At 51.0% G+C, this 25,170-nt stretch carries 17 protein-coding genes; 12 read left to right on the forward strand and 5 right to left on the reverse strand.

Features of this window, described 5'->3' with window-relative positions:
- The first annotated feature begins 271 nt into the window (after nt 1–271).
- Nucleotides 272–2,833 carry a putative bifunctional diguanylate cyclase/phosphodiesterase gene (locus tag IE054_RS02555; protein ID WP_189403500.1) on the forward strand — a complete coding sequence of 854 codons (2,562 nt, stop codon included), beginning with the start codon at nt 272–274 and terminating at the stop codon, nt 2,831–2,833.
- 222 nt (nt 2,834–3,055) lie between these two features.
- The gene (locus IE054_RS02560; RefSeq protein WP_189403501.1) at nt 3,056–4,960 is read left to right on the forward strand and encodes a propionyl-CoA synthetase; all 1,905 of its coding nucleotides are present in this window, start codon (nt 3,056–3,058) and stop codon (nt 4,958–4,960) included.
- 22 nt (nt 4,961–4,982) lie between these two features.
- Here IE054_RS02560 and IE054_RS02565 read toward each other — a convergent pair whose 3' ends face one another.
- On the reverse strand, nt 4,983–5,666 hold the full coding sequence (locus tag IE054_RS02565; RefSeq protein WP_189403502.1) for a cytochrome b/b6 domain-containing protein: 684 nt from the start codon (nt 5,664–5,666) through the stop codon (nt 4,983–4,985).
- Nucleotides 5,667–5,834: 168 nt separating this feature from the next.
- On the opposite strand from IE054_RS02565, the gene dapB reads away from it, so the two are divergent.
- From dapB to IE054_RS02605, 8 genes are all read left to right on the forward strand, one after another.
- The gene (gene dapB, locus IE054_RS02570; RefSeq protein WP_189403503.1) at nt 5,835–6,638 is read left to right on the forward strand and encodes a 4-hydroxy-tetrahydrodipicolinate reductase; all 804 of its coding nucleotides are present in this window, start codon (nt 5,835–5,837) and stop codon (nt 6,636–6,638) included.
- 323 nt (nt 6,639–6,961) lie between these two features.
- The gene (gene carA / locus IE054_RS02575; protein ID WP_189403504.1) at nt 6,962–8,095 is read left to right on the forward strand and encodes a glutamine-hydrolyzing carbamoyl-phosphate synthase small subunit; all 1,134 of its coding nucleotides are present in this window, start codon (nt 6,962–6,964) and stop codon (nt 8,093–8,095) included.
- A 12-nt stretch (nt 8,096–8,107) separates the two neighbouring features.
- Nucleotides 8,108–11,329 carry a carbamoyl-phosphate synthase large subunit gene (carB, locus tag IE054_RS02580; protein WP_189403505.1) on the forward strand — a complete coding sequence of 1,074 codons (3,222 nt, stop codon included), beginning with the start codon at nt 8,108–8,110 and terminating at the stop codon, nt 11,327–11,329.
- 137 nt (nt 11,330–11,466) lie between these two features.
- A complete protein-coding gene (gene greA, locus IE054_RS02585; protein WP_189403506.1) occupies nt 11,467–11,943 on the forward strand; it encodes a transcription elongation factor GreA in 477 nt (158 codons plus the stop codon).
- Nucleotides 11,944–12,118: 175 nt separating this feature from the next.
- On the forward strand, nt 12,119–12,664 hold the full coding sequence (locus tag IE054_RS02590) for an NUDIX domain-containing protein (protein WP_189403507.1): 546 nt from the start codon (nt 12,119–12,121) through the stop codon (nt 12,662–12,664).
- Nucleotides 12,665–12,836: 172 nt separating this feature from the next.
- Nucleotides 12,837–13,589: a class I SAM-dependent methyltransferase gene (locus tag IE054_RS02595; protein WP_189403508.1), complete on the forward strand. Its 753-nt coding sequence runs from the start codon at nt 12,837–12,839 to the stop codon at nt 13,587–13,589.
- Nucleotides 13,590–13,660: 71 nt separating this feature from the next.
- Complete coding sequence (locus IE054_RS02600; protein ID WP_189403509.1) at nt 13,661–14,617, forward strand: ATP-grasp domain-containing protein; 957 nt, start codon at nt 13,661–13,663, stop codon at nt 14,615–14,617.
- A gap of 104 nt (nt 14,618–14,721) precedes the next feature.
- Entirely contained in the window at nt 14,722–15,225 is a 504-nt protein-coding gene (locus tag IE054_RS02605; protein ID WP_189403510.1) for a cupin domain-containing protein, read from the forward strand.
- Between the two features lie 84 nt (nt 15,226–15,309).
- Here IE054_RS02605 and IE054_RS02610 read toward each other — a convergent pair whose 3' ends face one another.
- The 4 genes from IE054_RS02610 to IE054_RS02625 form a co-directional block, all read right to left on the reverse strand.
- Complete coding sequence (locus IE054_RS02610; RefSeq protein WP_189403511.1) at nt 15,310–15,504, reverse strand: DUF3185 family protein; 195 nt, start codon at nt 15,502–15,504, stop codon at nt 15,310–15,312.
- Between the two features lie 109 nt (nt 15,505–15,613).
- Nucleotides 15,614–17,128 (reverse strand): tryptophan halogenase family protein, encoded by a 1,515-nt coding sequence (locus IE054_RS02615; RefSeq protein WP_189403512.1) that lies wholly within the window; start codon nt 17,126–17,128, stop codon nt 15,614–15,616.
- Between the two features lie 4 nt (nt 17,129–17,132).
- The gene (locus IE054_RS02620) at nt 17,133–18,707 is read right to left on the reverse strand and encodes a tryptophan halogenase family protein (protein ID WP_189403513.1); all 1,575 of its coding nucleotides are present in this window, start codon (nt 18,705–18,707) and stop codon (nt 17,133–17,135) included.
- A 98-nt stretch (nt 18,708–18,805) separates the two neighbouring features.
- On the reverse strand, nt 18,806–21,787 hold the full coding sequence (locus IE054_RS02625; RefSeq protein WP_373293819.1) for a TonB-dependent receptor: 2,982 nt from the start codon (nt 21,785–21,787) through the stop codon (nt 18,806–18,808).
- Between the two features lie 454 nt (nt 21,788–22,241).
- Here IE054_RS02625 and IE054_RS02630 point away from each other — a divergent pair, with 454 nt between their 5' ends.
- On the forward strand, nt 22,242–23,594 hold the full coding sequence (locus IE054_RS02630; RefSeq protein ID WP_189403515.1) for a GH1 family beta-glucosidase: 1,353 nt from the start codon (nt 22,242–22,244) through the stop codon (nt 23,592–23,594).
- Between the two features lie 13 nt (nt 23,595–23,607).
- Nucleotides 23,608–25,152, forward strand: coding sequence for an MFS transporter (locus IE054_RS02635; RefSeq protein WP_189403516.1), 1,545 nt, complete (start codon nt 23,608–23,610; stop codon nt 25,150–25,152).
- The last annotated feature ends 18 nt before the right edge of the window (nt 25,153–25,170 follow it).

Below are 25,170 nucleotides of genomic sequence, written 5' to 3' on the forward strand. Positions count from 1 at the left end.
TGTCAGGGGGGCGTTATACACCAGACAATTAATGGAAAGGCTGGCTTCAGTATGATGTCAGCCTTTTTGCCATTTTAAACGGGCATAATTCGTAATGTGGGGTTGTCAGACGAGGATTAATCAAGCGTTGGATAACCGGGCAACTATTGACTATTGTTAGTGTAAGGACTCGCTGAGTGATGATAAACGCAGATCCCCTGCCACGGGTTTATCTAATGCGATAGTCAGGTGTTTTAACAGGGATGTCTGTGACACATTCGTAAGGAGTGCGATGATGAACCAATACGGTTATAACCTGACGCTATTGCCATCTGAAATGGATAAGCAGCTTGTCTCCGTCCTGGACAAAGCACGCCACTCCGTGCATGCCGATATTGTTATAGTGGTAAGTGCCACAAAGGAAAGTGAGGAAGCAGCGCTGGTCAATTCCGACTCATCGGTATTTGTTCGGGGTGGTGAAAAAATTGTATTGCCCAGTGTAGCTATTCAGACGCTGTCGGTACCACAGGTAAGTAAACCTGTGCGTGGTGATGAGTTTACATGGCCTGCGACCCTTGAACGTTGCCAGAGAAATAATGTGATCATCGCGCCTATTTTTGATCTTCATAATCATCTCATCGGCGCGGTGCTGTTCGCCATTGAACATCCCACCTTAAATGCTATGGAAGAGAATTTTGCGGAACTGGCTCGTCAGCGTGTTGAATTGACACTGCAAAAAAAGCTGGTGGAAAATCCGTATGCCGATCAGCTTAACGAGAAAGTGGCGTTGCTCGATGAGATCAGCGCGCTCTCAAAGACGGGGGGATGGGAATATGACGTCGAGTCTGATGCGCTAAGCTGGACGGCTCAGACCTACCGGCTTTTAGGGGTCACCGAGACCAGGGATGCCCAACCCAGTTTTAACCTTGCGAACATTTCCAAAGACAGTCGACGGACAGTGCAGGGGGCTATACAACAGGCGATAGCGACACAAACAGGCTTCACCTGTGACATTCCGTTTCTCAGTGTAGAGGGTAAAACGCGCTGGGCCAGCGTAACTGGCAAGGTGGTGAGAAATGTTCTGACCGGTAAGGTTCAGCGTGTCTACGGTGCGGTAAGGGATGTTACCGAAGAGAAGCATTTGTCTGATACCGAGTTTAAGTATGCAGAGTACCTGTCTACCATTCTTGATAACCTGCATGATGCAGTGGTAACGATTGATACACAGGGTACGATTATCACTGCGAACAAACCGGTGAAAACATTGTTTGGGTATCACCCAGGCGAACTGCTGGGCATGGATGTGACAGTGCTGATGCCGGAGCCCTATGCCTCTGAGCATGCGGACTATATGAACGCCTTTTTGAAAACCGGAAAAGCCAATATTATCGGCGTAGGTCGTGAACTGACAGGGTTGCACAGAAGTGGCAGAGAGTTTCCTATTGACCTGTGCCTGTCGGAGACCTTGGTAGAGGGTGAAAGACGGTTTGTCGGTATTATTCGCGACATTACAGAGCGAAAAAGGTCCAGCGATCACATTTACCGGCTGGCTTACTTCGACGACGTGACCGGCCTGCCAAACATGAAGTCATTTGAGCAGGCTCTGGCAAAGCTTATCAGACAGTCCCGGGAAAAAGGCCAGGACATTTACTGCTGCATGCTCGACTTAGACAACTTCTCCCAGTTTAACCTGTCATTCGGTAAGTCTACCGGCGACTATATTCTGCGGGTTCTGGCCGGACGTATCAGCCGTACGCTGTCAGCATCGTTTAAGGTTTTCCGTGGCACCGCAGATGAATTTCTTATCTTATACACACTCCCCGTTAAGTTCGATGATGAATCAGTCGCTAACACTCTGGATGATATGGAGTGGCAGTTACATGAAAACGTATTGTGTGAAATATCCCTGCATGGTAATCCTCAGCAGATAAGCGGCGCACTGTCGACCGCTCAGGTACTCAGTGCTACCGCCAGTTACGAAAAGCTGATCGGGATCCTGGAGTTTGGTAAACGCCGCGCCAAGTCACAGGGACACGGTGGACGCGTCTGCTTTGAGCGGGACGCATTTGCCGAATACGAACGACATAACGAAATCAGCCGCTCGCTGATAAGTGCGCTGACCAATAATGAGTTTTTTTTGATGCTGCAGCCGCAGTTTGACGCCAGCGGCAGCATGATAAGTGCGGAGGCGCTGCTACGCTGGACCCACCCTACGCTGGGCGATATCAGTCCGGGGGAATTTATTCCAGTTGCTGAAGAGTCCGATGCGATTGTCGATATTGGCTACTGGGTGATCAATGAGGCATGCCGTCTGCTGAATGATTGTCAGGCGCAGGGGGTGCATACCAAAATAGCGGTGAATATCAGCGGCCGCCATATTGCGCGGGCCGATTTCAGACACCGATTGCTTAAAACTGTCGAAAACTGGCAGGTGAGTCCACATCAGCTGGTTATTGAAATCACCGAAACGACGCTGGTAAAGGGAATTGACCTGGTCCGGCGACGGATAGATGAACTGTCGCGTTTTGGTTTTGAATTTTCTATCGATGATTTCGGTACCGGTTACTCCAGCTTAAGTTACCTGAAGGAGCTGCCCATCGCTGAACTTAAAATTGACCGTTACTTTGTCGATGAAATCAGCTTTTCCAGTGTCGATGTTCCGATTGTAAATACGATTCTGGATATGGCTCAGGCCCTGGGGGTACGAACAGTTGCAGAGGGCATTGAAAACCAAATACAGATGGACTATCTGGTACAGCGTGGCTGCAATGTTCTGCAGGGGTTTTATCTGGGCCGTCCTGTCCATATCGAACACTGGCGCTCAATGCTCACTAACACGTTTGCGACTCACTAACGAACAAGCGCTGGGCATCACAGTATGACGCACCGTGGTTCCCGACAGACACCCTCATTGCTGTCAGCGGCAAAGCCGCGACGGTATCGCATTATCTGATTGGATAACTACATTCATTGAACCTGTCAGCGAGCGTATACGCCTGAAGTCTTATGCACACCGGCAACGGGCTGGGGTAAGGTGGGGGCGTAAACCCTACAATCTGTGCGGAAAAGAAACCTCATGACTTATCACACTGTTTATACCCAATCTGTCCGGCAGCCTGAAGTATTCTGGCGTGATGCAGCAAATATGCTGGCCTGGCACACGCCGCCTGCCACTATTCTGACTAAAGACACCAATGGCGTTGATCGCTGGTTCGCTGACGGAAAGCTGAATACCTGTTATCTGGCGCTGGATCAACATGTCCAGGCCGGACACGGCGATGACGTGGCTGTCATCTACGATTCGCCGGTCACCCAGACTAAAGCGACATTCACCTATGCGCAGCTGATGCAACAGGTCAGTCAGTTTGCCGGTGCACTGAAGTCGCAGGGGATCACCAAAGGGGACAGGGTTTTGATTTATATGCCCATGATCCCGCAGGCCGTGATCGCCATGCTTGCTGTTGCGCGACTTGGGGCCATTCACTCGGTCGTGTTTGGCGGCTTTGCAGCAAAGGAGCTGGCCCAGCGCATTGATGACGCAGCCCCAAAGGTTATTGTCACGGCATCCTGTGGCATTGAGGGGAAAAAAGTTCTGCCATACAAACCTATCGTTGATGATGCCATTGCACAGTCACTGCAAAAGCCGCAATGCTGTATTGTCTATCAGCGCGCGCAATGCCAGGCAACGCTTGATAACGCCATTGACAAAGACTGGCAGTTGCTAACGGATAACAGTGAAAGCGCAGACTGTGTGCCGGTGATGGCAACGGACCCCCTCTACATTCTTTATACGTCCGGGACGACCGGGAAACCCAAGGGCGTCGTCAGGGATAACGGTGGCCATGCGGTTGCGCTCAATTATTCCATGCAGGCCATTTACGATATTCATCCAGGCGATGTTTTCTGGGCGGCCTCGGATGTTGGCTGGGTTGTGGGTCATTCTTATATTGTATACGGACCGCTGATTCGCGGCGCCACAACCGTATTGTATGAGGGCAAGCCGGTGGGTACGCCTGATGCGGGCGCGTTTTGGCGTATGGTCGAGGAATATCAGATTGCGGTGATGTTTGCCGCGCCCACGGCCTTTCGTGCCATCCGCAAAGAGGATCCGGACGCGCAGCAACTGGCGCAGTATGATATATCCTCGCTGCGAACTATTTTCATGGCGGGCGAGCGTCTCGACCCGCCGACCTACCACTGGACGGTGGACAAGACTGGCAAGCCGGTGGTGGACCACTGGTGGCAGACGGAAACCGGCTGGCCTATTTGTGCTAACCCTGTGGGGCTCGAGGCTATGCCTGCTAAGCCTGGATCTTCCACGGTGCCAACACCTGGTTTTAATGTTCAGGTACTTGACCCTCAGGGAGCGGTTCTGCCGCGCGGTCAGCAAGGTGCCATTGTACTGAAACTGCCATTGCCGCCTGGGTGTCTGCCTACTATCTGGGGCGATCACAGTCGTTTCGAAGACGGCTATCTGTCTGAGTTTCCAGGCTATTACAGTTCCGGTGATGGCGGGTATATCGACGAAGACGGGTATGTTTTTATCATGGGACGAACCGATGATGTGATTAACGTTGCCGGCCACCGCCTGTCGACAGGCGAAATAGAAGAGGTGCTGGCCTCCCATACGGCGGTGGCTGAGTGCTGCGTAATTGGTATACACGATGCGCTGAAAGGGCAGGTGCCGTTTGGCATGGTATTGTTAAAAGACGGTACACAGGTTGACGAAGAGATGTTGCAGCAGGAGCTGGTAGCGCTGGTGCGTCAGCAAATCGGCGCGATTGCCTGCCTGAAGCGAATCATGGTGGTCCCACGTTTGCCAAAAACCCGTTCTGGCAAAATACTGCGAAAACTGCTGCGTCAGATCGCCTGTGATGCGCCGCTTGCGATTCCGTCAACCATTGATGATCCCGGCAGCGTCGAAGAGATAGCTGCACTGATGGCGTCACAAGGGGCTGTGACGGCCAAAGCGACCGGCTGACAAGCGCGGTCGCGCGCCTTTGTTAATAGTAGAGGCCTTCAGTTGCGGGTTGCGGCGGTGCGATAAAAACGGCGTAGTACACCAGCACTGCGCACACTGCCGCCACAATGAACGCCAGCAGCAACTTTGATGAAGCGATACCGGGCGACTGAGAGTCTTTCTTGCCGTGAAACATTGCCGGGACCAGGTGGTGATGCTTGTACAAACTGTAAAACGCAATAGCGACAATATGCAGCGCAATGACTGCGAGTAATACATTAAAGCCGGTATGGTGTATGGTATTAGCCAGGTCCTGCACGGTTTCGCTGACAAGATGCCGGTAAGGGCCATCAAGAAACACATCATCGGTGAGAAATAGCCCGCTGACTGCCTGCGTACCGACTAGCAGCAACATCAAAATCACGGCCCAGCCTCCCAGTGGATTGTGTCCGGCGTGATCCACAGACTGCTTATCGGTAAGCGTTTTTACATAAGCCACAACACGAGACGGCCCGGCCACAAACTGAGTAAACCGGGCATAACGGGTGCCGAACACGCCCCAGATAAGCCGAAATAACACAAGTCCCAATACAAAATAGCCACAGTAAAAGTGCCATTGCATCGCATTATCCAGAACCTCAGCTGTGACATACTGGGCCACAATACCGGCGACTAACAACCAGTGAAAAAGACGGGTGGGCATATCCCAGATGAGTTTTTTTGTCATTGTTGCTCGCTTACTGTTGCCGTGACGGGCCTTGCCTGTGAAATGAATAGCATGCAAAGAAATGGCCGGTCAGGCAAGGCAATTCTCGGTGAATATGCGATTGTTTGAGTTTTAAATCGCTTAGGCATGATGCACAATATTGCGACGACTCACCGGAATACACAATCAATGAACGTAGGATTATTTGGTACAAACGGGCGTATGGGGCGCGTACTGATTGAGGCCCTGAATAACAGTGAACAGGCCACACTCCGTGCAGCAACGGTGCGGGACGACTCACCGTGGATCAATATGAATGTCGGAGAACTGGCCGGCATCCCCGGACAAACCCTGACCTGTACACCGGTATCGAAGCTGTCACCGGATCACGTGGATGTGATGATCGATTTTACACTGCCTGTAGTATTTGAAGATAATATTCGCTGGTGTATAACCCACAAAAAGCCGGTGGTGATAGGCACTACCGGCCTGAGTCCGGCGCAGGTAGCGCTACTGGACGAAGCCGCGCAACATATCCCGTTGGTATTTGCAGCCAATTACAGCGTGGGTGTGAACCTGATGCTGTCACTGGTCAGACAGGCGGCCAGTGCACTGGATGACGACACCGATATAGAAATTATTGAGGCACATCACAGGTATAAACAAGATGCGCCCTCGGGCACCGCTCTGGCGATTGGTGAGGCCATTGCCGGAGAGTTAGGCCGGGATCTCAGTGACTGTGGCGTGTTTAGCCGTGAGGGCAAAATGCCGGCACGGGACCAGAAGCAGATTGGCTTTGCGACAGTGCGTGGTGGCGATATCGTTGGTGAGCATACGGCCTTATTCGCTGATCTGGGCGAGCGCCTTGAAATCACCCATAAAGCGTCAAGCCGGCTTACTTTTGCCAAAGGCGCTGTGCGCGCCGCAAAGTGGGTTCAAAACAAGGCGCCAGGACGTTATGACATGATTAATGTACTTGGCTTGCCGCGCTAACAGCCGGACCGACATGCAGCCTGTTTGTCCGCTGACACAGGAAGAACGAATAAAGTTAATGGTTTTGCGTGCTAGGCGTGAAAAATGCAATGAACGTAGTATTTTTAGTGTTTTTCTAAATCGGGTTAGACCTTTTTTAAGAACTCATATATACTTATCGGAATTTGCCAAAATTTCGCGTTTATTAGCTCAAACGCGCGGTTTTATTAGCTGCAAAGATCGATGAACGGGATGTAAGTTTACCATTACCTCCCGTTTTTTGTGGGGTTTGATCAGGATACTGGTTAAACACTCAGTTAGTTATCCTTAATCAGGAGGTTGACTTGGCTAATTCTGCCCTTTTGGTGTTAGAAGACGGTTCGGTTTTCAGAGGTACTGCCATTGGTGCAACAGGTACCGCGGTCGGCGAAGTGGTCTTTAACACGTCCATGACCGGTTATCAGGAAATTCTTACTGATCCTTCTTACGCTGAACAAATCATCACGCTCACTTATCCCCATATCGGTAATACTGGCACCAACGACGAAGACGTTGAATGCGATACCATCTGGTCTAAAGGCCTGGTTATTCGCGATTTGCCACTGATTGCCAGCAATTTCAGACAACAACAAACCCTTTCAGAGTTTCTCAAAGCCAAGGGTGTTGTGGGTATCGCAGACATTGATACCCGTCGTTTAACGCGGATATTACGCGACAAAGGCGCACAGAACGGATGCATCATGTGCGTGGACAACCTGGATGAAGACGACGCCCTCAAGCAGGCGAAAGCGTTTCCAGGCTTAAAGGGCATGGATTTAGCGAAAGAAGTCTGTATCAAAGAGCCAAAGACCTGGACCAGTGGCAGCTGGCAACTGGGCAAAGGCTATGTGACGCCGACGGTCAAGGCACGCTATCACATTGTGGCGTATGACTTCGGGGTGAAACAAAATATCCTGCGTATGCTGGTAGACCGGGATTGTAAGATAACCCTGGTGCCCGCGCAGACTCCCGCTTCTGAGGTGTTGGCAATGGAGCCGGATGGTGTGTTCCTGTCCAACGGGCCAGGCGATCCGGAGCCTTGTGATTACGCTATTACAGCCATTAAAGAATTGCTGGAAAAGAATGTGCCGATTTTTGGAATCTGTCTTGGCCATCAGCTACTGGCGCTGGCCAGCGGCGCGACCACGGCGAAGATGAAGTTTGGTCATCATGGCGCTAACCATCCGGTTAAGGACATCAAAAACAACACAGTGATGATCACCAGCCAGAACCACGGGTTTGCTGTGGATGAGGAAAACCTGCCTGACAATCTGGAAGTGACGCATATTTCGCTGTTTGATAAGTCGCTACAGGGTATTCATCGCAAAGACAAGCTTGCATTCAGCTTTCAGGGGCATCCAGAAGCGAGCCCTGGCCCGCATGAAGCCGACCGCCTGTTCGATCACTTTATCGAACTCATTGAACAGTCAAAGCTGTAGGAACGAGCCACTATGCCAAAACGTACCGACATTAAAAGCATTTTGATATTAGGTGCTGGCCCTATTGTGATTGGCCAGGCCTGTGAATTCGATTACTCCGGTGCGCAAGCCTGTAAAGCGCTGCGCGAAGAGGGATACCGGGTGATCCTGGTAAACTCTAACCCCGCCACCATTATGACCGACCCGGAAATGGCTGATGCCACCTACATCGAGCCTATTCACTGGGAAGTGGTGCGAAAGATCATCGAAAAAGAACAGCCAGATGCCATTTTGCCAACCATGGGCGGCCAGACCGCACTGAATTGTGCGCTGGAGCTGGACAAAGAAGGGGTTCTGGAAGAGTTCGGGGTAGAGCTGATTGGTGCGACTGCCGATGCCATTGATAAGGCCGAGAACCGCGACCGTTTCGATCACGCCATGCGTAAGATTGGACTGGAATGCCCGCGTGCAGAAATAGCAACCAGCATGGAGCAGGCACATGATGTGCTTAGCCGAATCGGTTTTCCGTGCATCATTCGGCCGTCATTCACCATGGGTGGCTCAGGCGGCGGGATCGCCTATAACATTGAAGAGTTCAATGAAATCTGCCACCGTGGACTGGACTTGTCACCCACCAATGAACTGCTGATTGATGAATCACTGATTGGCTGGAAAGAATATGAAATGGAAGTGGTGCGCGATAAAAGCGATAACTGCATTATCGTCTGTACCATCGAAAACTTTGACCCCATGGGCGTGCACACCGGCGACTCTATCACGGTAGCACCCGCGCAAACTCTGACTGACAAAGAGTTCCAGATCATGCGTGATGCGGCCATGGCGGTTCTGCGTGAAATTGGTGTGGAAACCGGCGGCTCAAACGTTCAGTTTGGTGTCGACCCGGATACCGGCCGTATGGTCATCATCGAAATGAACCCAAGGGTATCGCGTTCTTCCGCGCTGGCCTCGAAGGCTACAGGCTTCCCGATTGCCAAAGTGGCGGCTAAGCTGGCGGTCGGCTATACCCTGGATGAGCTTGCCAATGAAATTACCGGCGGCCTGACACCGGCGTCGTTCGAACCCTCTATTGATTATGTGGTCACTAAGATCCCGCGCTTTAATTTTGAAAAATTTGCCGGGGCCAATGACCGACTGACCACGCAGATGAAATCAGTGGGCGAGGTCATGGCGATTGGCCGTAATCAGCAGGAGTCACTGCAAAAAGCATTGCGGGGACTGGAAATCGGCGCCAACGGACTTGATCCCATGGTCGATTTGGACGATGTGGATGCGCGTAATAAGATCGGCTATGAGCTTCGCACGCCCGGTGCAGAACGCATCTGGTACATCGGTGATGCGTTCCGCCTGGGGATGAGTGTAGAAGAGGTATTCAGCCTGACCAATATCGATCGCTGGTATCTGGTACAGATTGAAGAACTCATCAGGCTGGAAGCCGAGGTGGCGCAGAAAGGTCTGCGTGGCGTTGACGCAGATTACATGCGTAAACTTAAGCGTAAAGGATTCTCTGACTCGCGTCTGGCTGAGTTAATGAAAGTTGCCGAAAGTGATGTGCGCGAGGCAAGGCACGGCTTCGGTATTACACCGGTTTACAAGCGTGTAGACACCTGCGCGGCCGAGTTTGCGACCAGTACTGCCTACATGTATTCCACCTACGACGAAGAGTGTGAGGCAGATCCGTCTGATCGTGACAAAATCATGGTATTAGGCGGAGGACCAAATCGTATAGGACAGGGCATTGAGTTCGACTACTGTTGTGTGCATGCCGCACTGTCGATGCGCGAAGATGGTTACGAAACCATTATGGTGAACTGTAATCCGGAAACCGTATCGACCGACTACGATACCTCTGATCGCCTGTACTTCGAGCCGGTCACACTGGAAGACGTACTGGAAATCGTAAATAAAGAAAAGCCCAAGGGCGTGATTGTACAGTACGGTGGTCAGACACCACTGAAACTGGCGCGCGCGCTGGAGGCCAACGGTGTGCCGATCATGGGTACCTCACCGGATGCGATTGACCGCGCTGAAGACCGTGAGCGGTTCCAGCACATGGTCAACAAACTGGCCCTGAAACAGCCGGCCAATGCCACGGTAACGAACTTCGATGAAGCCCTGAACATGGCTGAGGAAATTGGTTATCCGCTGGTGGTTCGCCCCTCCTACGTTCTGGGCGGCCGTGCGATGGAAATCGTCTACGATAAGAAAGATCTCAAACGTTACCTGACCGATGCCGTTAAGGTGTCGAACGACGCGCCGGTCTTGCTGGATCGCTTCCTGGATGACGCCATTGAGGTCGATATCGACGCGATTTGTGATGGCGTCGATGTCGTCATTGGCGGGATCATGGAACACATTGAACAAGCTGGCGTTCACTCGGGTGACTCTGCCTGTTCACTGCCTCCGCACTCACTACCTAAGGACATCCAGGATACCATGCGTCAGCAGGTCAGAGACATGGCGCTGGAGCTGGGCGTGGTAGGCCTCATGAATACGCAGTTTGCTATTAAAGACGGCGACGTGTATCTGATTGAGGTGAACCCGCGCGCCGCCAGAACCGTGCCGTTTGTGTCCAAAGCCACGGGTATTCCGCTGGCCAAAGTGGCCGCGCGCTGTATGGCCGGAGTGAGCCTGAAAGAGCAGGGTATCACCGAAGAAGTGATACCCCCGTTTTTCTCCGTTAAAGAAGTGGTACTGCCGTTTGCCAAATTCCAGGGCGTCGATCCGCTGCTTGGACCAGAAATGCGTTCTACCGGTGAGGTCATGGGCGTAGGTGACACGTTTGAGGAAGCCTATGCGAAAGCCAACCTGGGCTCCGGCGCACCGTTGCCGAAGTCTGGTAAGACGTTGCTGTCGGTCAGAAACACCGATAAGCAAAAAGTCATTGAGCTTGCCAAGGCGCTGACCGAAGCGGGCTTCAGCATTGAAGCCACACGCGGTACGGCAACGACATTGTACGATGCCGGTGTTATGAGCACGGTAGTGAATAAGCTCTCTGAAGGTCGCCCCAACATTGTTGATGCGATCAAAAACGGCGAGTATGCGTATATCATTAACACGACTGAGGGCCGTCAGGCGATTACAGACTCTATGTATATCCGCCGCGAGGCATTGCTGAATAAGGTGACCTATACCACCACCATGAATGCAGCGTTTGCGACCATCCGGGCGAAATCGGCCGATGATCGCAACAAAGTTGCGTCTGTTCAGGAACTGCACGCAAGGTTGCACGGCTAATGACAACGTGCAGCGTACAAGGTATGCTGTAACAATAGTGAAAAGTGAAACGTAAAAAGTGAAATAAAAGTGCGCCGGCCGGCGCACTTTTTCTCTCAGGCACAGATACAACTAATCAGGAAAGTGAGACTTAATCCATGAGTCAGTATCCAATGACAGCGCATGGCGCACAAATGCTGCGCGACGAGCTTAATGAACTAAAAACCAAGACCCGCCCGCGGATCATTGAGGCGATAGCCGAAGCGCGCGAACACGGTGATTTGAAGGAAAACGCGGAATACCATGCCGCCCGCGAACAGCAAAGCTTTTGCGAAGGCCGCATACAGGATATTGAAGGTAAGCTGTCGAACGCACAAATCATTGATGTATCGAAAATGGACAATAACGGCAAGGTTATCTTTGGTACCACCGTAACCATTATCAATACCAGCACCGACGAGGAAACGCGCTATCGTATAGTGGGTGATGATGAGGCCGATATTAAAAATAATCTGATTTCCGTCAATTCGCCGATGGCGCGGGGCCTGATTGGCAAAGAGCTGGACGATGTGGTAACCATTCAGACGCCCAATGGACCGGTCGAGGTCGAAATTGCGGAAGTGGAATATATTTAACCACCCAAGATAGTTATAAACGCCGGCCTTCGTGCCGGCGTTTTCGTTTAAATGAAACTAAGGGAAGATGCGAATAAGTCTATCATCACTCAGCGAGTTCTGACGTGCGTAGTCGCAAGGCAGGTTTCGTGGGCAATGGCTAATCCCTTGGTAAGAAACTTCCCTAAGGTAACTTATGTCTCAACACCCAATTCGCACGCTTTCTTCCCGCAGCGTGTATCAAAACAAGTGGCTGACCCTTCGAGAGGATAAAATTCAGCGCCAGAGTGGCAGAGACGGACTTTACACGGTGGTCGAAAAGCCCGATTTTGCCATTATCATTCCTGTTCATGAAGGCATGGTGACTATGGTCGAACAGTTCCGGTATCCCATCGGTGAGCGTCAGCTTGAGTTTCCCCAGGGGGCCTGGGAGGAAAAACCGGATGCCAGACCTGAAGACCTTGCCGCGGGGGAGTTAAAAGAAGAAACGGGGCTCGTGGCAGGCACGCTCACCCATGTTGCTTTTCAGTACCTGGCCTATGGGTTTTGCAATCAGGGCTACCATATTTTTGTGGCCAACGAGCTTACCCAGCACGCCCGCGAGCCTGACCAGGAAGAGGAAGACCTGATCGTGCACCAGGTTGCCGTAGACGAGCTTGAACGCATGATCCTTGACGGTAGTGTCAAAGATGCCACCACCTGTAACGCATTTGGGCAGGCAAGATTGCGAGGACTTATTTAATCACGTTTAGCAGTTAGAGAAGCGCACGCAAAAGCTGCAATAATGTCCGGTTTTACTTAACGTGCGCTAAGTAGCATACCGGTGTCCCAGGCATCTGGTTTTTTGTCTGCTTGCAAAGGTATACTCCTACAATGTTATCACTGCCGTAGCAAAGTGGAGAACGACAGCGACCATGTTTTTGGACCCCGTAGATTATGGAAAGATTTTTGACGAGCGTGGCGCGAGCTACCACGCTGCGATGGACGCACTGCCACAGGCGCGCAAACATGAATTCAGGCGGCCACTGGAACTTCTAAATATAGCCCCTGGTCAGGTGCTTATCGACTTACCTGCTGGAGGGGGGTATCTGCGACATTTCTTACCAGAGGATATTCGCTACATCTGTGTTGAGTCCTCACAGGTGTTTTTCAATTTCTGCCGACATAAAGGCCTGCATTCAGTCCTGATGGATAAGGATGCTGTTGCGCTTGACAGCGAGGTTGCCGACAATCTGGTATCAATTGCAGGTGTTCATCACGTTGAAAATAAATGCAGGCTTTTTGCTGAAATGCGGCGCTTACTCAAGCCCTCCGGAAAAGTCTGCATCGCTGATGTTGCCGCAGGATCGGCGGTGGCATCTTTCCTTGATGAATTTGTAGACAAGTTCACGTCGACAGGACACGCAGGTAAGTACCTGAGTAATGCCGAAACCACCGGGGAACTGAAAGAGGCAGGGTTTAAAAATGTCGAGCACACGATGCTGAATTATCACTGGCAGTTCAGCAATACAGAACAATTAATCTGGTATTGTAAAAAGATATTTGCGCTTGAAGCGACAGACGCCGACGTGCTGGATGGTCTGGAAACCTATCTGGGCATTGAAAAAAACAAGGATGCTGTGCTGCTACCCTGGCAACTCATGGGGTTTGTCGCGACAGCGTATTAGAGGATACTATGCATTCAACGATTTTTATGTTGGGTCCACCCGATACCGCAATAAAAAATAACGATTTGCGAATGAAGCGGACGGAGGATGGAAAGTACCGGGTGCTTATTTCAAACTGTACCCCATTCACGTCATTGCTGACACAGGATAAGACCATTGCCCGGCACAGTGAAACGGTCGTACTTGGTCATCATAAGCGCGTACGCTTTCCCAAAGGCGCTGCGGTAAATATGTTCAACCTTGTCAGTGATGCGGATTCGAGCATGCTGTCACTCAGGCAGATTGAAACCATTTGTGAGCGAAACGGGTTTAAACGTGTGTTTAATCACCCCCGCAATATTCAGCTTACCAGTCGTGCCAATGCTCGCCGTGTTTTTTCTGATATTCCTGGGTTGGTTATCCCAAAAACTGTCGCAACGACGTTCTCCTCAATACCAAATCTGGCCAGAGACATCACTGCCCATAAGCTATCTTACCCGCTTATTATTCGCTGTTCTGGCAGGCATGGTGGCGAAGCCATGTACCGCGTTGACAGTGAAGAGGCATTGTCCGAATTACCCGACGATCTAAAACAGGAAGGCACCAGACTGTTGCTTATCGAGTATCTTGCCAGAGAGGATGAGCGCGGCCTTTTCCATAAGATTCGTATCGTTTTCGTCGATGGAGAGATTTACCCCAGGCATTGCATTTTTTCTGATAACTGGTGTGTACATGCCACTGATCGTGAACGGGTTATGCTGGGCGACGAGCAGTTGCGGGAAAAAGAGCAGGCGTTTCTGCAAAATTTTGACAATACGCTCACTGCTAGTCAGCGACAGGCGCTGTTGACCATGCAGCAACGATTAGGCCTTGATTTGTGGGGAATGGACTGTGCAATCAATGATGATGGACAGATTATTTTATTTGAGGCCAATGCATGCATGAATTTTCATGACCAGGATTATGGTCCTCACAACGAGTTTGAGTACCTCAAGCCCTTTCAGCAAGCAGTTCGGCGCGCGATTAAAAAAATGATATTGCGACACTAGCGGTTCTTGGCCAATAAATCTGCCAGCAAAACATTTCGCCATTTGACCGAAAGGGGCCGACAACCATGCGGGATCGGATGCGAGAATAAGAAGGAAACGGCACCATGAGCAACAGTACAAAACCCGTGATTAACACTGGCGAGGTCGAGTTAATGGATTTTGCCAGCCCTGAAGAAACGTTTAAAGCCAGGCTGGGGCGAATGGGACCGTTGCTTGGTGCTGAGAAACTGGGCGCGATGCTGACTGTCGTCGAACCTGGAAAGCGAGCCTTTCCCTTCCACGTCCATCATGCGGTTGAGGAAATGTTTTATATTATTGCTGGGTCAGGAGAGTATCGGTTTGGAAAAAACAAATACCCGATCAGGCAGGGTGATCTGTTATCGGCCCCAACAGGTGGCGCAGCACGTGCACATCAAATTATTAATACGGGCGATACTGCGCTGACGTACCTTGCCATTTCCACAGTTGAGTCGGTTGATGCGGTGGAGTATCCCGATTCCAATAAATTTCTCGTCTTTTCCAGTAAGGATGGTTCTCCGCAAAATGCTATTCTGAGGCATATTGGATACAAGACTGATGCAGTCGAGTATTTCGCTGGTGAAGAATAATTCGTCCGAGGCAGTTTGCGCTAGTAGCGCCCCTGTAAGAAAAGGCAAGCAGCGTATCTGGCGGCCTGCCTCAGCGCAAAGCGATTATTTTACTTTAACAATACCAATCAGGATACATACTGCACCGCCGACCATTCCAAGCCATGCTTCCATTGGGGTGTCGCCGCTAAATGCGCGCTCCAGTTGCGAACTGGCTGAGTCATACACATCGTAGCCCCATATGGCCAGTGCTACCCCAATAATAATAAGAACAATACCAATTATTTTGCCAAGGCTCATCACTTCTCCTTTCAATACGATTGTAAAACCAATATACCGCTGCATTTGTCAGATGTCACAAATTAGTGATACTCAGGGAAGGACGCAAAGCTTTAACAGCATCCTGCGCTTACCCTGACTTTCTCAAAGAGGACAGATAGCGCGCCAGGAACGCATCATGACTGGGCAGGGCGGCGACCTGGGTGTCGACCTGATGTTTAAGCCCCGACATAAAGCGTTGTAATTCACCTTCACTCATTTCATCTGCGACTCTGTGATACTGCGCTGGCATCAGGCCCTGGCCCAGCATAACCTGCGTCCACGAGTCGACCCGGAAAATATCGCCATCATCCAGAAATACCCGCCCGGTTTCTTTAAATAAATGCAGCTTGTGTGTCAGCGACGCCGGTACCGTCATCGAACGGCAGTGCGCCCAGAACGGGGTATCCTGACGGTTCGTTACCTTATAATGCATCACAATAAAGTCGCGAATTGCACGCATTTCACTGTCGTATTTGGTGTTATATTCGTCGATGGCCGACTGGGTTACGCCATCAAACGGAAACAGGCGCATCAGCCTGACGAGGCCGGTCATGATAAGATGGATGCTGGTCGACTCCAGTGGCTCAATAAAGCCGCTGGCAAGCCCAAGCGCCACACAGTTTTTGTTCCAGCCCAGACGTCGTTTACCTGGCGTAAAGCGGATGACTCTGGGGTCATTGAGTGGCTCGCCCTCAGTCTGACGTTTCAGGGTAGCAATTGCATCCTCGTCACTCATGTACCGGCTGCAATAGACCAGGCCATTGCCAACGCGGTGCTGCAATGGAATTTGCCATCGCCAGCCTGCATCGTGGGCAACACTTCTGGTGAAAGGAACAGGCGCGGTAAGCGGCCGGGTCTGCATTGCAACGACGCGATCGCAGGGCAGGTAATGACTCCAGTTGTCATAACCGGTGTGCAGGCACTGTTCGATGATTAGCCCCTTAAAACCGGTACAGTCAATAAAAAAGTCGCCTGTCACCTGACGCCCGTCCGACAGACGCAACGCGGTGACAGACCCGCTGTCCGGACATTTGCTGACCGATGCAATATCGCCTTCAATGCGCGCTACGCCTGCCTGAGTGGCCAGCTCCCGTAAATACTGACCATAGGCAACGGCATCAAAGTGGTAGGCAAAGTTAAGTGAAGGTTGCTGGGAGAGGCCAAATTTGTTCTGTTGCGCCGCTTTAAGTTCGACGCAGTAATCGCCAAATTCGCTTTGCAGACCAAGTTGTTGCGCACGCAACCAGAAATGATGAAATTCGCCGGCCCAGCACTCCTTGCCGGTCATACCAAATGAGTGGATATAGCTGTGTCCGGGCGCACGCCAGTTGCTGAATTCAATTCCCAGCTTGAACGTGGCGCTGGTGGCCTGCATAAACGCTTTTTCGTCAATTCCCAGCAGTTTATGGAAAGTGCGAATTGGCGGAATGGTCGCCTCTCCGACACCGACGACGCCAATATCTTTTGACTCGACCAGGGTAACAGCGAGTGATTTGCCGAGTAATCGCGACAGTGCTGCAGCGGCCATCCAACCTGCTGTACCACCGCCTGCGATAACAACCTGTTTAACCGGACTGGGGGTTACAGAGGCCGATGACATCATGCTTTTATACCTTAATGGAGGGTGTATTATCGCCTGTCAGTCGTATCTGGTTCAGCAGAGAACGATTATCTGGCAGGCCGTGTTCAAACTTATGGCGTGTCTGCGCCAGTGCCTTTCGCACTGACCTGGCCTTGTGTGCTTCATCGCTATTATCGGTCCTGGCCCTCAGTGCCGTGTTAAACTCCATTCCGTACAGCACATACTGGTAGCTGGCGGAAGGAAAAATCTCTTCGTTTTCTATTAAATCATAGCGAGAAGGGGGCTGGTAGCGCCAGAGATCTAATAGCTCGGTAAGCGAGTCCGGAATGGAAGTGCTATTGCGATGTTCCTGCCAGTACGCCGAGCTACGTTCGCTTAATACATAATGCAGTTTAAGAAAATCAACGACGCGCGCCCACCGGTAACTGAAGCGTCGGTTATAGCGCCTTGCCAGGCTGTGCATGTGCGAGCCATTGACAGGAAATTCATCGCACAACATGCGAAGGCCAAGTTCAACCATAGCAATAGCCGAGGCTTCCAGTGGTTCTATAAATCCTGACGACATACCCAGACTCAGACAATTGTGAACCCAGAACTGCTCACGGTAGCCGGGCTGAAAGTGCAAATGCCGGACTGACAACGCAGATACCTGCTCGCTGGGTAGGTGCTGCTGTAGATGGTGGAGCAGTTGCTCCTCTGCGTTTTGTTGCGAGACAAAGCTGCTGCTGAAAACGCATCCCACCCCACGTCGGTGTTGTAGCCCAATATCCCATATCCAGCCGGCATCATGCGCGGTTGCCAGGGTGGTGGAAGCAATTGCGTTATCGTTGTGCGGATAAGGCGCCTGCACGGCAACCGCGCTATCGTTTTGCAGTACGGCAGAAACTGAATGCCATGGCGTTCTGTAGTGTTTATCAATAAGCAGTCCACAACGGCCTGAACAGTCAAGAAATAAATCGCCTTCAATACGCTGCCCGTCAATAGTTACCAGGCTCGAAATGGCTCCATTAGGATGGCTGCACACGCTTTCGATGTGGGCAGCGTGGTATTTTACACCCAGCCTCTCAGTACAGTGCGACGACAGCAACGTGGCCAGTGCGGTCGCATCAAAATGATAACCATAGTTGAGGACATAAGCATAGTCCGGCGTCTGTCGCTGTTTTGGTGCTTTACCTAAGGCACACATCGCAGGCTGCAAACAAAAGCTGTTGGCGTATGCCTCATCGCTGGCTAATTGTTGCCAGCAGGCGTGTGTATCGAATTCCGTGTAGCCTGTGGGCGTGGTGAATGGGTGCTGGTACTGATGTGTATGGCTATCATACCGCCAGTTTATAAATGAAGAACCCTGCTTGAATGAGGCATGGCAGGTGGTTAGAAATTGCGATTCGGTGATACCAATTTCCTGCAGTGTATCGCGTAGTGATGGCCAGGAACCTTCACCAACACCGACAGTACTGACCTCAGGTGACGCTAGCAGCACAACATCAATAGGATGTTGCTGGGAGGAGGAGCTGCCAAGACGAGCAGCAAGCATTCCAGCCGCTAGCCAACCCGTGGTTCCGCCACCCACAATTACCACGCGCTTGATGTTTTTTTCCATACCAGAACTTTAATGGCCTGAGTGTCGCTCTTCAAAAAGTATAGTCTGGCCTGACTCAGTTTACCTGAGTCAGGCCGGGACGTGGTGCATATTGCCAATCAGAACTTATATCGCACACCTAAGGCATAGCGCGCCCCCAGTTCGTCAAGTTTCCATAGCATCGCACTGGTTCTTCCGTGACGGCGAATGTTCTCCTCGGTCACGTTTATCCCTTCTAATGTTACGGATAATGCATCGGTGACGTTGTACGAAAGACTAAAGTCAATCTGCGAATATGCTTCTGTGTATCCTGGTTCATTTACATATTGTGACGTGGTATCCAGAAATTCATCACGCCAGTTGTATGCAATTCGGGCCTGTAAGTCGTCCTTTTCATACATCAGGATAAGGTTTGCAGTATCGCTTAAACCAACCAGCGCAAATTGTGTAACAGAGGGGTCAGCCTGATTATCAAAGCCTATATCGCCGGTTACTGTTGTGTAGTTGGCGGCCATACCGAATCCGCTTTCGCCAAAGAAATGCTGAGCGGCAAGTTCAAAACCATAAATATTCGCGCTCTTATTGTTTACCGGTTTTGAATTGATGAAGGTAAGTTCCGGGTCCTCGCTGTTAGGAAGGACGTCAAACCGTGCTTCAAACTGCTCATCGGTCAGAGAGTCATAATCGATGCCATTTTCCATGGCCGCGACCATATTAAATAAGCTGGTGTCGCTGACCGGGATCCCCCGTGCCTCGAGTTCTGCTAGGGCTGCACGGGCGCGAGGGCCTGCGGTGGCATCGGTCAGACCAAACACATTTTCTTCGACCTGCTCGTTACCGATAAAGTTTTTCACCCGTTTGTCGTAATATCCAATCGACACATAGCTGGTTTCGGCAAAGTAATACTCTACTGACAAGTCGACATTATCTGACTCAAGTGGCACCAGAGATGGGTTGCCAGAGTCTGCCGAAGCGGTTGCGCCACCGGTCAGCAGTGTTGGTCCGTTTGGCGGTGACACAGTGGCAGCGGCACTTAAGTTATTGTACGTCGGACGTGCAATCGTTTTGCTGTAGGAGAAGCGGGCAATCATGTTCTCTGCAACCTCAATATCAAAATCGAACGCAGGGAGCAGATGATCATAACTGGAGGATACAGAAACATCTTCCATAGCGCTGCCGAAACGCACATTGAAGTCGTTGTTACCTTCCCATGCAATGCCACTGGGCAAGCTGATGTTTGCGATAGACGTTACGTCCGTATCCTCATAGCGCAAACCGGCAAGCAGGTTGTACTCCATACCATTAATGTCACCGCTAAGGTCTAACTCAAAATACAGTGCGGTAATATCTTCTTCGATGGTTCGGTTGGTGGCATATGGATTGTCGGCAACCAGGTTAAAGCCATAGCGCTGACCAGCAAATGCGCCGATTTCTGAGACACTGCCCGTGAAGCCCTGCGAAAAGATACCGTCAGTATTAAAATCACTGAACTCACTGGCGAAATCCAGCGGTGTTAGCACACTGCCAGGCAGCTCGCCGGGGTTTTCAATACCCCAGTTACCCATTGTATGACGGGTCAGTGATTGTAATGATGTACTTTCCATGGCCCGTGACTCAATGCCAAAATTAATACTGCCTGAGTCCATGATATAGGTGCCATCGAGTCTGGCCTGGGTGATCTCGGTATCCTGCGATGAAAAATTCATGTCCAGAATGGAGGTGCCAACATCATCCTGATCCAGCACTCCGTTTCCATTAAGGTTGTCTCTGGCTTGATCATCAAAGTCGACCATCATGATGGGGAAGTCACCGCGAAAGTCGACCCCCTGGCCTTTGACCACGTTGGCGCCTAGCCCGAGGTTTGTCCATGTGCCATAGGGCGCGTCAGGGCGGCCTTCTGCCGAGGAGTTATGCACGTCCAGTGTCAGCGACAGGTCATCATTGACAATGTATTCAAGGTTCAGACCGACAGACTTGTTTTCGTTTACCTGATTAAGCTCCTGAAGTGCCAGGCCAAGATCGCGCGGCAACAGGTCGCGGCGCTCCTGAGTAACTAATACGGGTGTCGTGACGGCATTGTCATCAAATGTCAGTTCAGTGAAGTACCGGTCATCCATCCAGATTGACTGTTCGGCGCGAGCTTCAAACAGATCCTGCTTTGAGTAGGTGTAATCCAGTGTTGCAGTAAGGTTGTTGCTTGGCGCGTACTGCAGGGTAAGCTGTGCATTAGTGCGCTCGCGTTCACGGTCTGCCATGTAGTAACGTAAATCGGAAGGAATGGCGAAAAGCTGGCCCATCGCAGGCGCATTGTTCAGTACCACGGCATCGCCGCTCGCCGGGTTTGAAGGATCCGGAGACTGCGGGATACTGCCATCATAAGGATTGACCCGCCATTCGTTAACAAATGCACCCTGAGCGGCGCTGTCGCGCTGCTGAAATGAGCCGGTGAATGTGATACCAAAGCGTTCATCATCAGTCAGGTAGTTGATAAAACCCGATACTTCAGGCGTAACATCGTCGCCCACCCGGTTAGTTGTGTCGTGCAGTGCTTTAGCTCCAACATTGGCGGTGAAGCCGGTTTGAGTAGCGTCGAAGGGCCGGGCAGTGCGGATATTAATGGTTGCACCAATTCCCCCTGTTGCAATACTGGCTCGCCCGGTTTTATACACCTCCACAGCCCGGACACTTTCAGACGCTAAGTCAGAGAAATCAAACGCTCTGGAATTCGGCGCACCGCCTCCGGCTGGCAGGGCGGAGCCTGGCATAGTCCGGCCATTAAGTGTGACCATATTGAAGTCGGGGCCGAAGCCGCGCGCCGTCACCTGACTGCCTTCACCATTATTACGGCTTATTGAAATACCTGTAATACGCTGCAGCGATTCGGCGAGGTTGGTGTCCGGAAACTTACCAATGTCTTCAGCGGTAATCGCATCCACAACGCCTGCTGAATCACGCTTTATAGCCATTGACTTCTGTACACTGCTGCGAATGCCTGTCACCTGGATAACTTCCACATCGTCAGCGGTGTCCTGTGCATAAGCGGGGAATACTAGTCCTGTTCCCAGTATTAAAGACAGGCTCTTTGCAATTTTTGATTTGATTAACGGTATCTGTGTCACTGTCTTTCTCTCTTTCAGTTATGTGAAATGTGCCCTGTTGTTCAGTGCTTTCCCGGAACCTAATTTATGCTTCTGTGAGAAAGCGCTTTCTCAAAAGCTAAGTGATCAATAAAGTTACGTCAACTAATTTTTTACAATATTTTTACAGTTTAAGGTTTTTGCCAACGAGGTATAGACCTGATGGAAACTACCAATTAGATATACAAAACAATTGGATACTTATTGTTATGACCTTTTTTAATTTCTTTTTAATTATGCTGATTCAACATGACTTAAAGGTGTAAACGACAAAGTAAATTGAGAAAGCGCTTTCTCATTTTGTGATTGGCATGCTATAACCCTTATTCAGACCCCAGATGAATAACGCTGCAGTCGCAGTTCTGATGAGTTTATATTCGCAGATACAGCGCAGCGCAGCACAGGCCGGAGCACTGTAATGACAACAACTTTAGCGCTTTCCTCCCGTAGCCCGCTCATGGAGGGATCCTTTCTCTTTGGCACCGCCACCTCGTCTTTTCAGATTGAAGGCGATGCGGAAAACAGACTGGAATGCATATGGGATACATTCTGCCGGCGGCCGGGTGCCATCGCTGATCATTCAAATGGGTTATCCGCCTGTGAGCATGTGAAGCGATGGAAAGAAGATGTGATGCTGTTAAAGACGCTTGGTGTTGATGCCTATCGTTTTTCAATTTCCTGGCCGCGTGTTATGACCGAGGCGGGTACGCTAAATCAAGCAGGCATTGATTTTTATGTCGCGTTACTTGATGAACTTAACGCACTGAAGGTAAAACCTTTTGTGACACTTTATCATTGGGATCTGCCCCAGTACCTGGAAGACAGAGGCGGCTGGCTCAACCGCCAGACTGCCTTTGAATTTAAGAAGTATGTGAGCAAGGTGGCCCAGGCATTTGGCGACCGTGTGTATGCCTACGCAACACTCAACGAGCCGTTTTGCTCTGCGTACCTGGGCTACGAAGTGGGTGTCCATGCACCGGGCAGAAAAGGGAGACAACTTGGCAGGGGGGCCGCCCATCATTTACTGCTTGCCCATGGCCTGGGCATGCAGGCCCTGAAAGCAGATGCACCCAACGCCAGGCATGGCATTGTGCTTAATTTCACGCCTTGCTATGCCAATTCCTCCGGTAAGGGGGATATCACGGCTGCGGAAAAAGCCGATCAGTATATTAATCAGTGGTATATGCAGCCGGTCATGGAGGGCCGTTACCCGGATGTCATTAATGAGCTGGACGACGGTGACAAGCCGCCTGTTGAAGATGGCGATATGGCTATCATTTGTCAGCCTCTGGACTTTCTTGGCGTTAATTTCTACACCCGGCTGTTTTATTCGGCACCTAAACAGCCCGGAGAATTGTATTATGAGCATGCGCACCGAGCTCCAATGACCGATATTGGCTGGGAAATATACCCGCAGGCACTCACCGATTTGCTATTGTCACTGCATAATCGCTATAAGTTGCCACCCGTGTACATTACCGAAAATGGCGCGGCGATGGCCGATGAACTGACCGACGGGGAAGTGAAAGACGATAAGCGAATTGACTACTACGCACAACATCTCAAGGCTGTTGAAGCGGCAATGCGAAAAGGAGTGAATGTCAGTGGTTACTTTGCATGGAGCCTGATGGATAACTTCGAGTGGGCAGAAGGTTACGAAAAGCGATTTGGTATTGTGTATGTAGACTTTGCCACACAGACGCGTACTTTAAAAAACAGCGCACTTGCGTTTAAACAGCTGCTGGCCAGACGCACCCGGCCGCCAGCATGACAGGATGCAGCGTATGCAACAGCCACTTAAATTAAAAGAAAAAATTGGGTACGGATTGGGTGATGCCGCAGCGAACCTGGTATGGCGTGGTGCACTTGCCTACCTGGCCGTGTTTTATACCGATACCTTTGGGATCAGTGCCGCCGCTGCGGCCATGTTATTTCTGGTTGTACGCTTATCTGACGGTGTTACCGATATTGTCATGGGCATGATTGCTGACAGGACACGCACCCGTATGGGCAAATTTCGTCCCTGGATCCTTGGTTCGACACCGCTTCTGGGCCTGTTTATGGTGCTGTGTTTTTCCACACCGGCACTGTCAGATACGGGGAAACTGGTATATGCATATCTCACCTATATAGGCCTGACCCTTGCCTATACACTCAACAATGTGCCTTACTCAGCATTGATGGGTGTGATGACCAGTGATGATCAGGCCCGCACCAGTCTTTCCGGGTTCCGCTTTGCCGGCGCCTTTCTTGGTGGCCTGCTGGTGATGGGAGGCCTGCCCACACTGGTGGCGGTACTGGGGCAGGGCAACGATGCCCAGGGCTATCAGTACGCAATGTACGTGTTTGCGACACTGTTAACGGTACTGATGCTGATTACCGTGTTTACCACAAAAGAGCGGGTGCCGGTCGCGGCGGATAATAGCATGCCGCTGAAGCAGGAATTAATTGATCTGGCCCGCCAGTTGCCTCTCATTCTTACGCCGCTGCTGGCAATCAGCGCGTTTTTCTATTACCGCAACCTGCAAAGCGGCCTGATATTCATCATAGTCATGGTAACGGCAGGTTTTTTTGTTAAAAGGCTGGTGAGTCGCCCGGAACAGGCCAATAGCCGTTCTCAGCAGGATATCGTTGACCTGCTGACTAATAAGCCCTGGCTCATCCTGCTGGGGATGGGATTTCTCACCATGATGTTTAACGGTATCAAATACGGGGTGATTGCCTATTATTTTAAATACTATATCGGTGATGCCATGCTCACCGGGTATTACTTCATTGGTTTACTGGTTGTTTCCATTTTTGGTGCGATGGCTACGCCCTGGCTATCCCGTCGAATGGGGCGCAAGGTGTTGTTCGTTACTGCACTTATTCTCAGCAGTCTGTTAACTGCGGCACTTTACTTTTTACCTGAAGGTGCTGTCGCAGGCGTATTTTTGCTTGGCTGTTGCGCAGAGTTTTTCGCCGCAATCATGCCGACCCTGTTTTTCTCAATGCTGGGGGATTCTGCTGACTATAACGAGTGGAAAACCGGACGACGGGCAACAGGGCTGGTGTATTCGGCCGGCACATTCGTTCAGAAAACCGGCGGTGGCTTTGCGGGGGCGCTGGTATTACTGGTACTGGGGAGCTACGGCTACGATGGTATGCAACCTGAATCCATAACCCAGAGTTTACCGGGTATGAGGGCACTGATGAGCTGGATACCTGCGTGCTTCGGACTAGCTGGCGCGCTGCTGATCCTGCGTTATCCACTCAATGATGAGATACAGCAGGAAGTCACGGCGACACTATTAAAGCGCCGTAGCGCACAGTCTTCATTGTCGGCATAATGTAAGTAATAACAGCAG

It is taken from the genome of Alteromonas halophila (assembly GCF_014651815.1).
Classification (GTDB): domain Bacteria; phylum Pseudomonadota; class Gammaproteobacteria; order Enterobacterales; family Alteromonadaceae; genus Alteromonas; species Alteromonas halophila.

Coding starts and splice junctions, on each gene's coding strand:
- dapB (WP_189403503.1), top strand. CDS start 5,835: ATGAACGTAGGATTATTTGGTACAAACGGGCGTATGGGGCGCGTACTG.
- IE054_RS02635 (WP_189403516.1), top strand. CDS start 23,608: ATGCAACAGCCACTTAAATTAAAAGAAAAAATTGGGTACGGATTGGGT.
- IE054_RS02565 (WP_189403502.1), bottom strand. CDS start 5,666: ATGACAAAAAAACTCATCTGGGATATGCCCACCCGTCTTTTTCACTGG.
- IE054_RS02615 (WP_189403512.1), bottom strand. CDS start 17,128: ATGATGTCATCGGCCTCTGTAACCCCCAGTCCGGTTAAACAGGTTGTT.
- carB (WP_189403505.1), top strand. CDS start 8,108: ATGCCAAAACGTACCGACATTAAAAGCATTTTGATATTAGGTGCTGGC.
- IE054_RS02595 (WP_189403508.1), top strand. CDS start 12,837: ATGTTTTTGGACCCCGTAGATTATGGAAAGATTTTTGACGAGCGTGGC.
- IE054_RS02620 (WP_189403513.1), bottom strand. CDS start 18,707: ATGGAAAAAAACATCAAGCGCGTGGTAATTGTGGGTGGCGGAACCACG.
- IE054_RS02630 (WP_189403515.1), top strand. CDS start 22,242: ATGACAACAACTTTAGCGCTTTCCTCCCGTAGCCCGCTCATGGAGGGA.
- IE054_RS02600 (WP_189403509.1), top strand. CDS start 13,661: ATGAAGCGGACGGAGGATGGAAAGTACCGGGTGCTTATTTCAAACTGT.
- IE054_RS02590 (WP_189403507.1), top strand. CDS start 12,119: ATGTCTCAACACCCAATTCGCACGCTTTCTTCCCGCAGCGTGTATCAA.
- IE054_RS02555 (WP_189403500.1), top strand. CDS start 272: ATGATGAACCAATACGGTTATAACCTGACGCTATTGCCATCTGAAATG.
- IE054_RS02605 (WP_189403510.1), top strand. CDS start 14,722: ATGAGCAACAGTACAAAACCCGTGATTAACACTGGCGAGGTCGAGTTA.
- IE054_RS02560 (WP_189403501.1), top strand. CDS start 3,056: ATGACTTATCACACTGTTTATACCCAATCTGTCCGGCAGCCTGAAGTA.
- IE054_RS02610 (WP_189403511.1), bottom strand. CDS start 15,504: ATGAGCCTTGGCAAAATAATTGGTATTGTTCTTATTATTATTGGGGTA.
- greA (WP_189403506.1), top strand. CDS start 11,467: ATGAGTCAGTATCCAATGACAGCGCATGGCGCACAAATGCTGCGCGAC.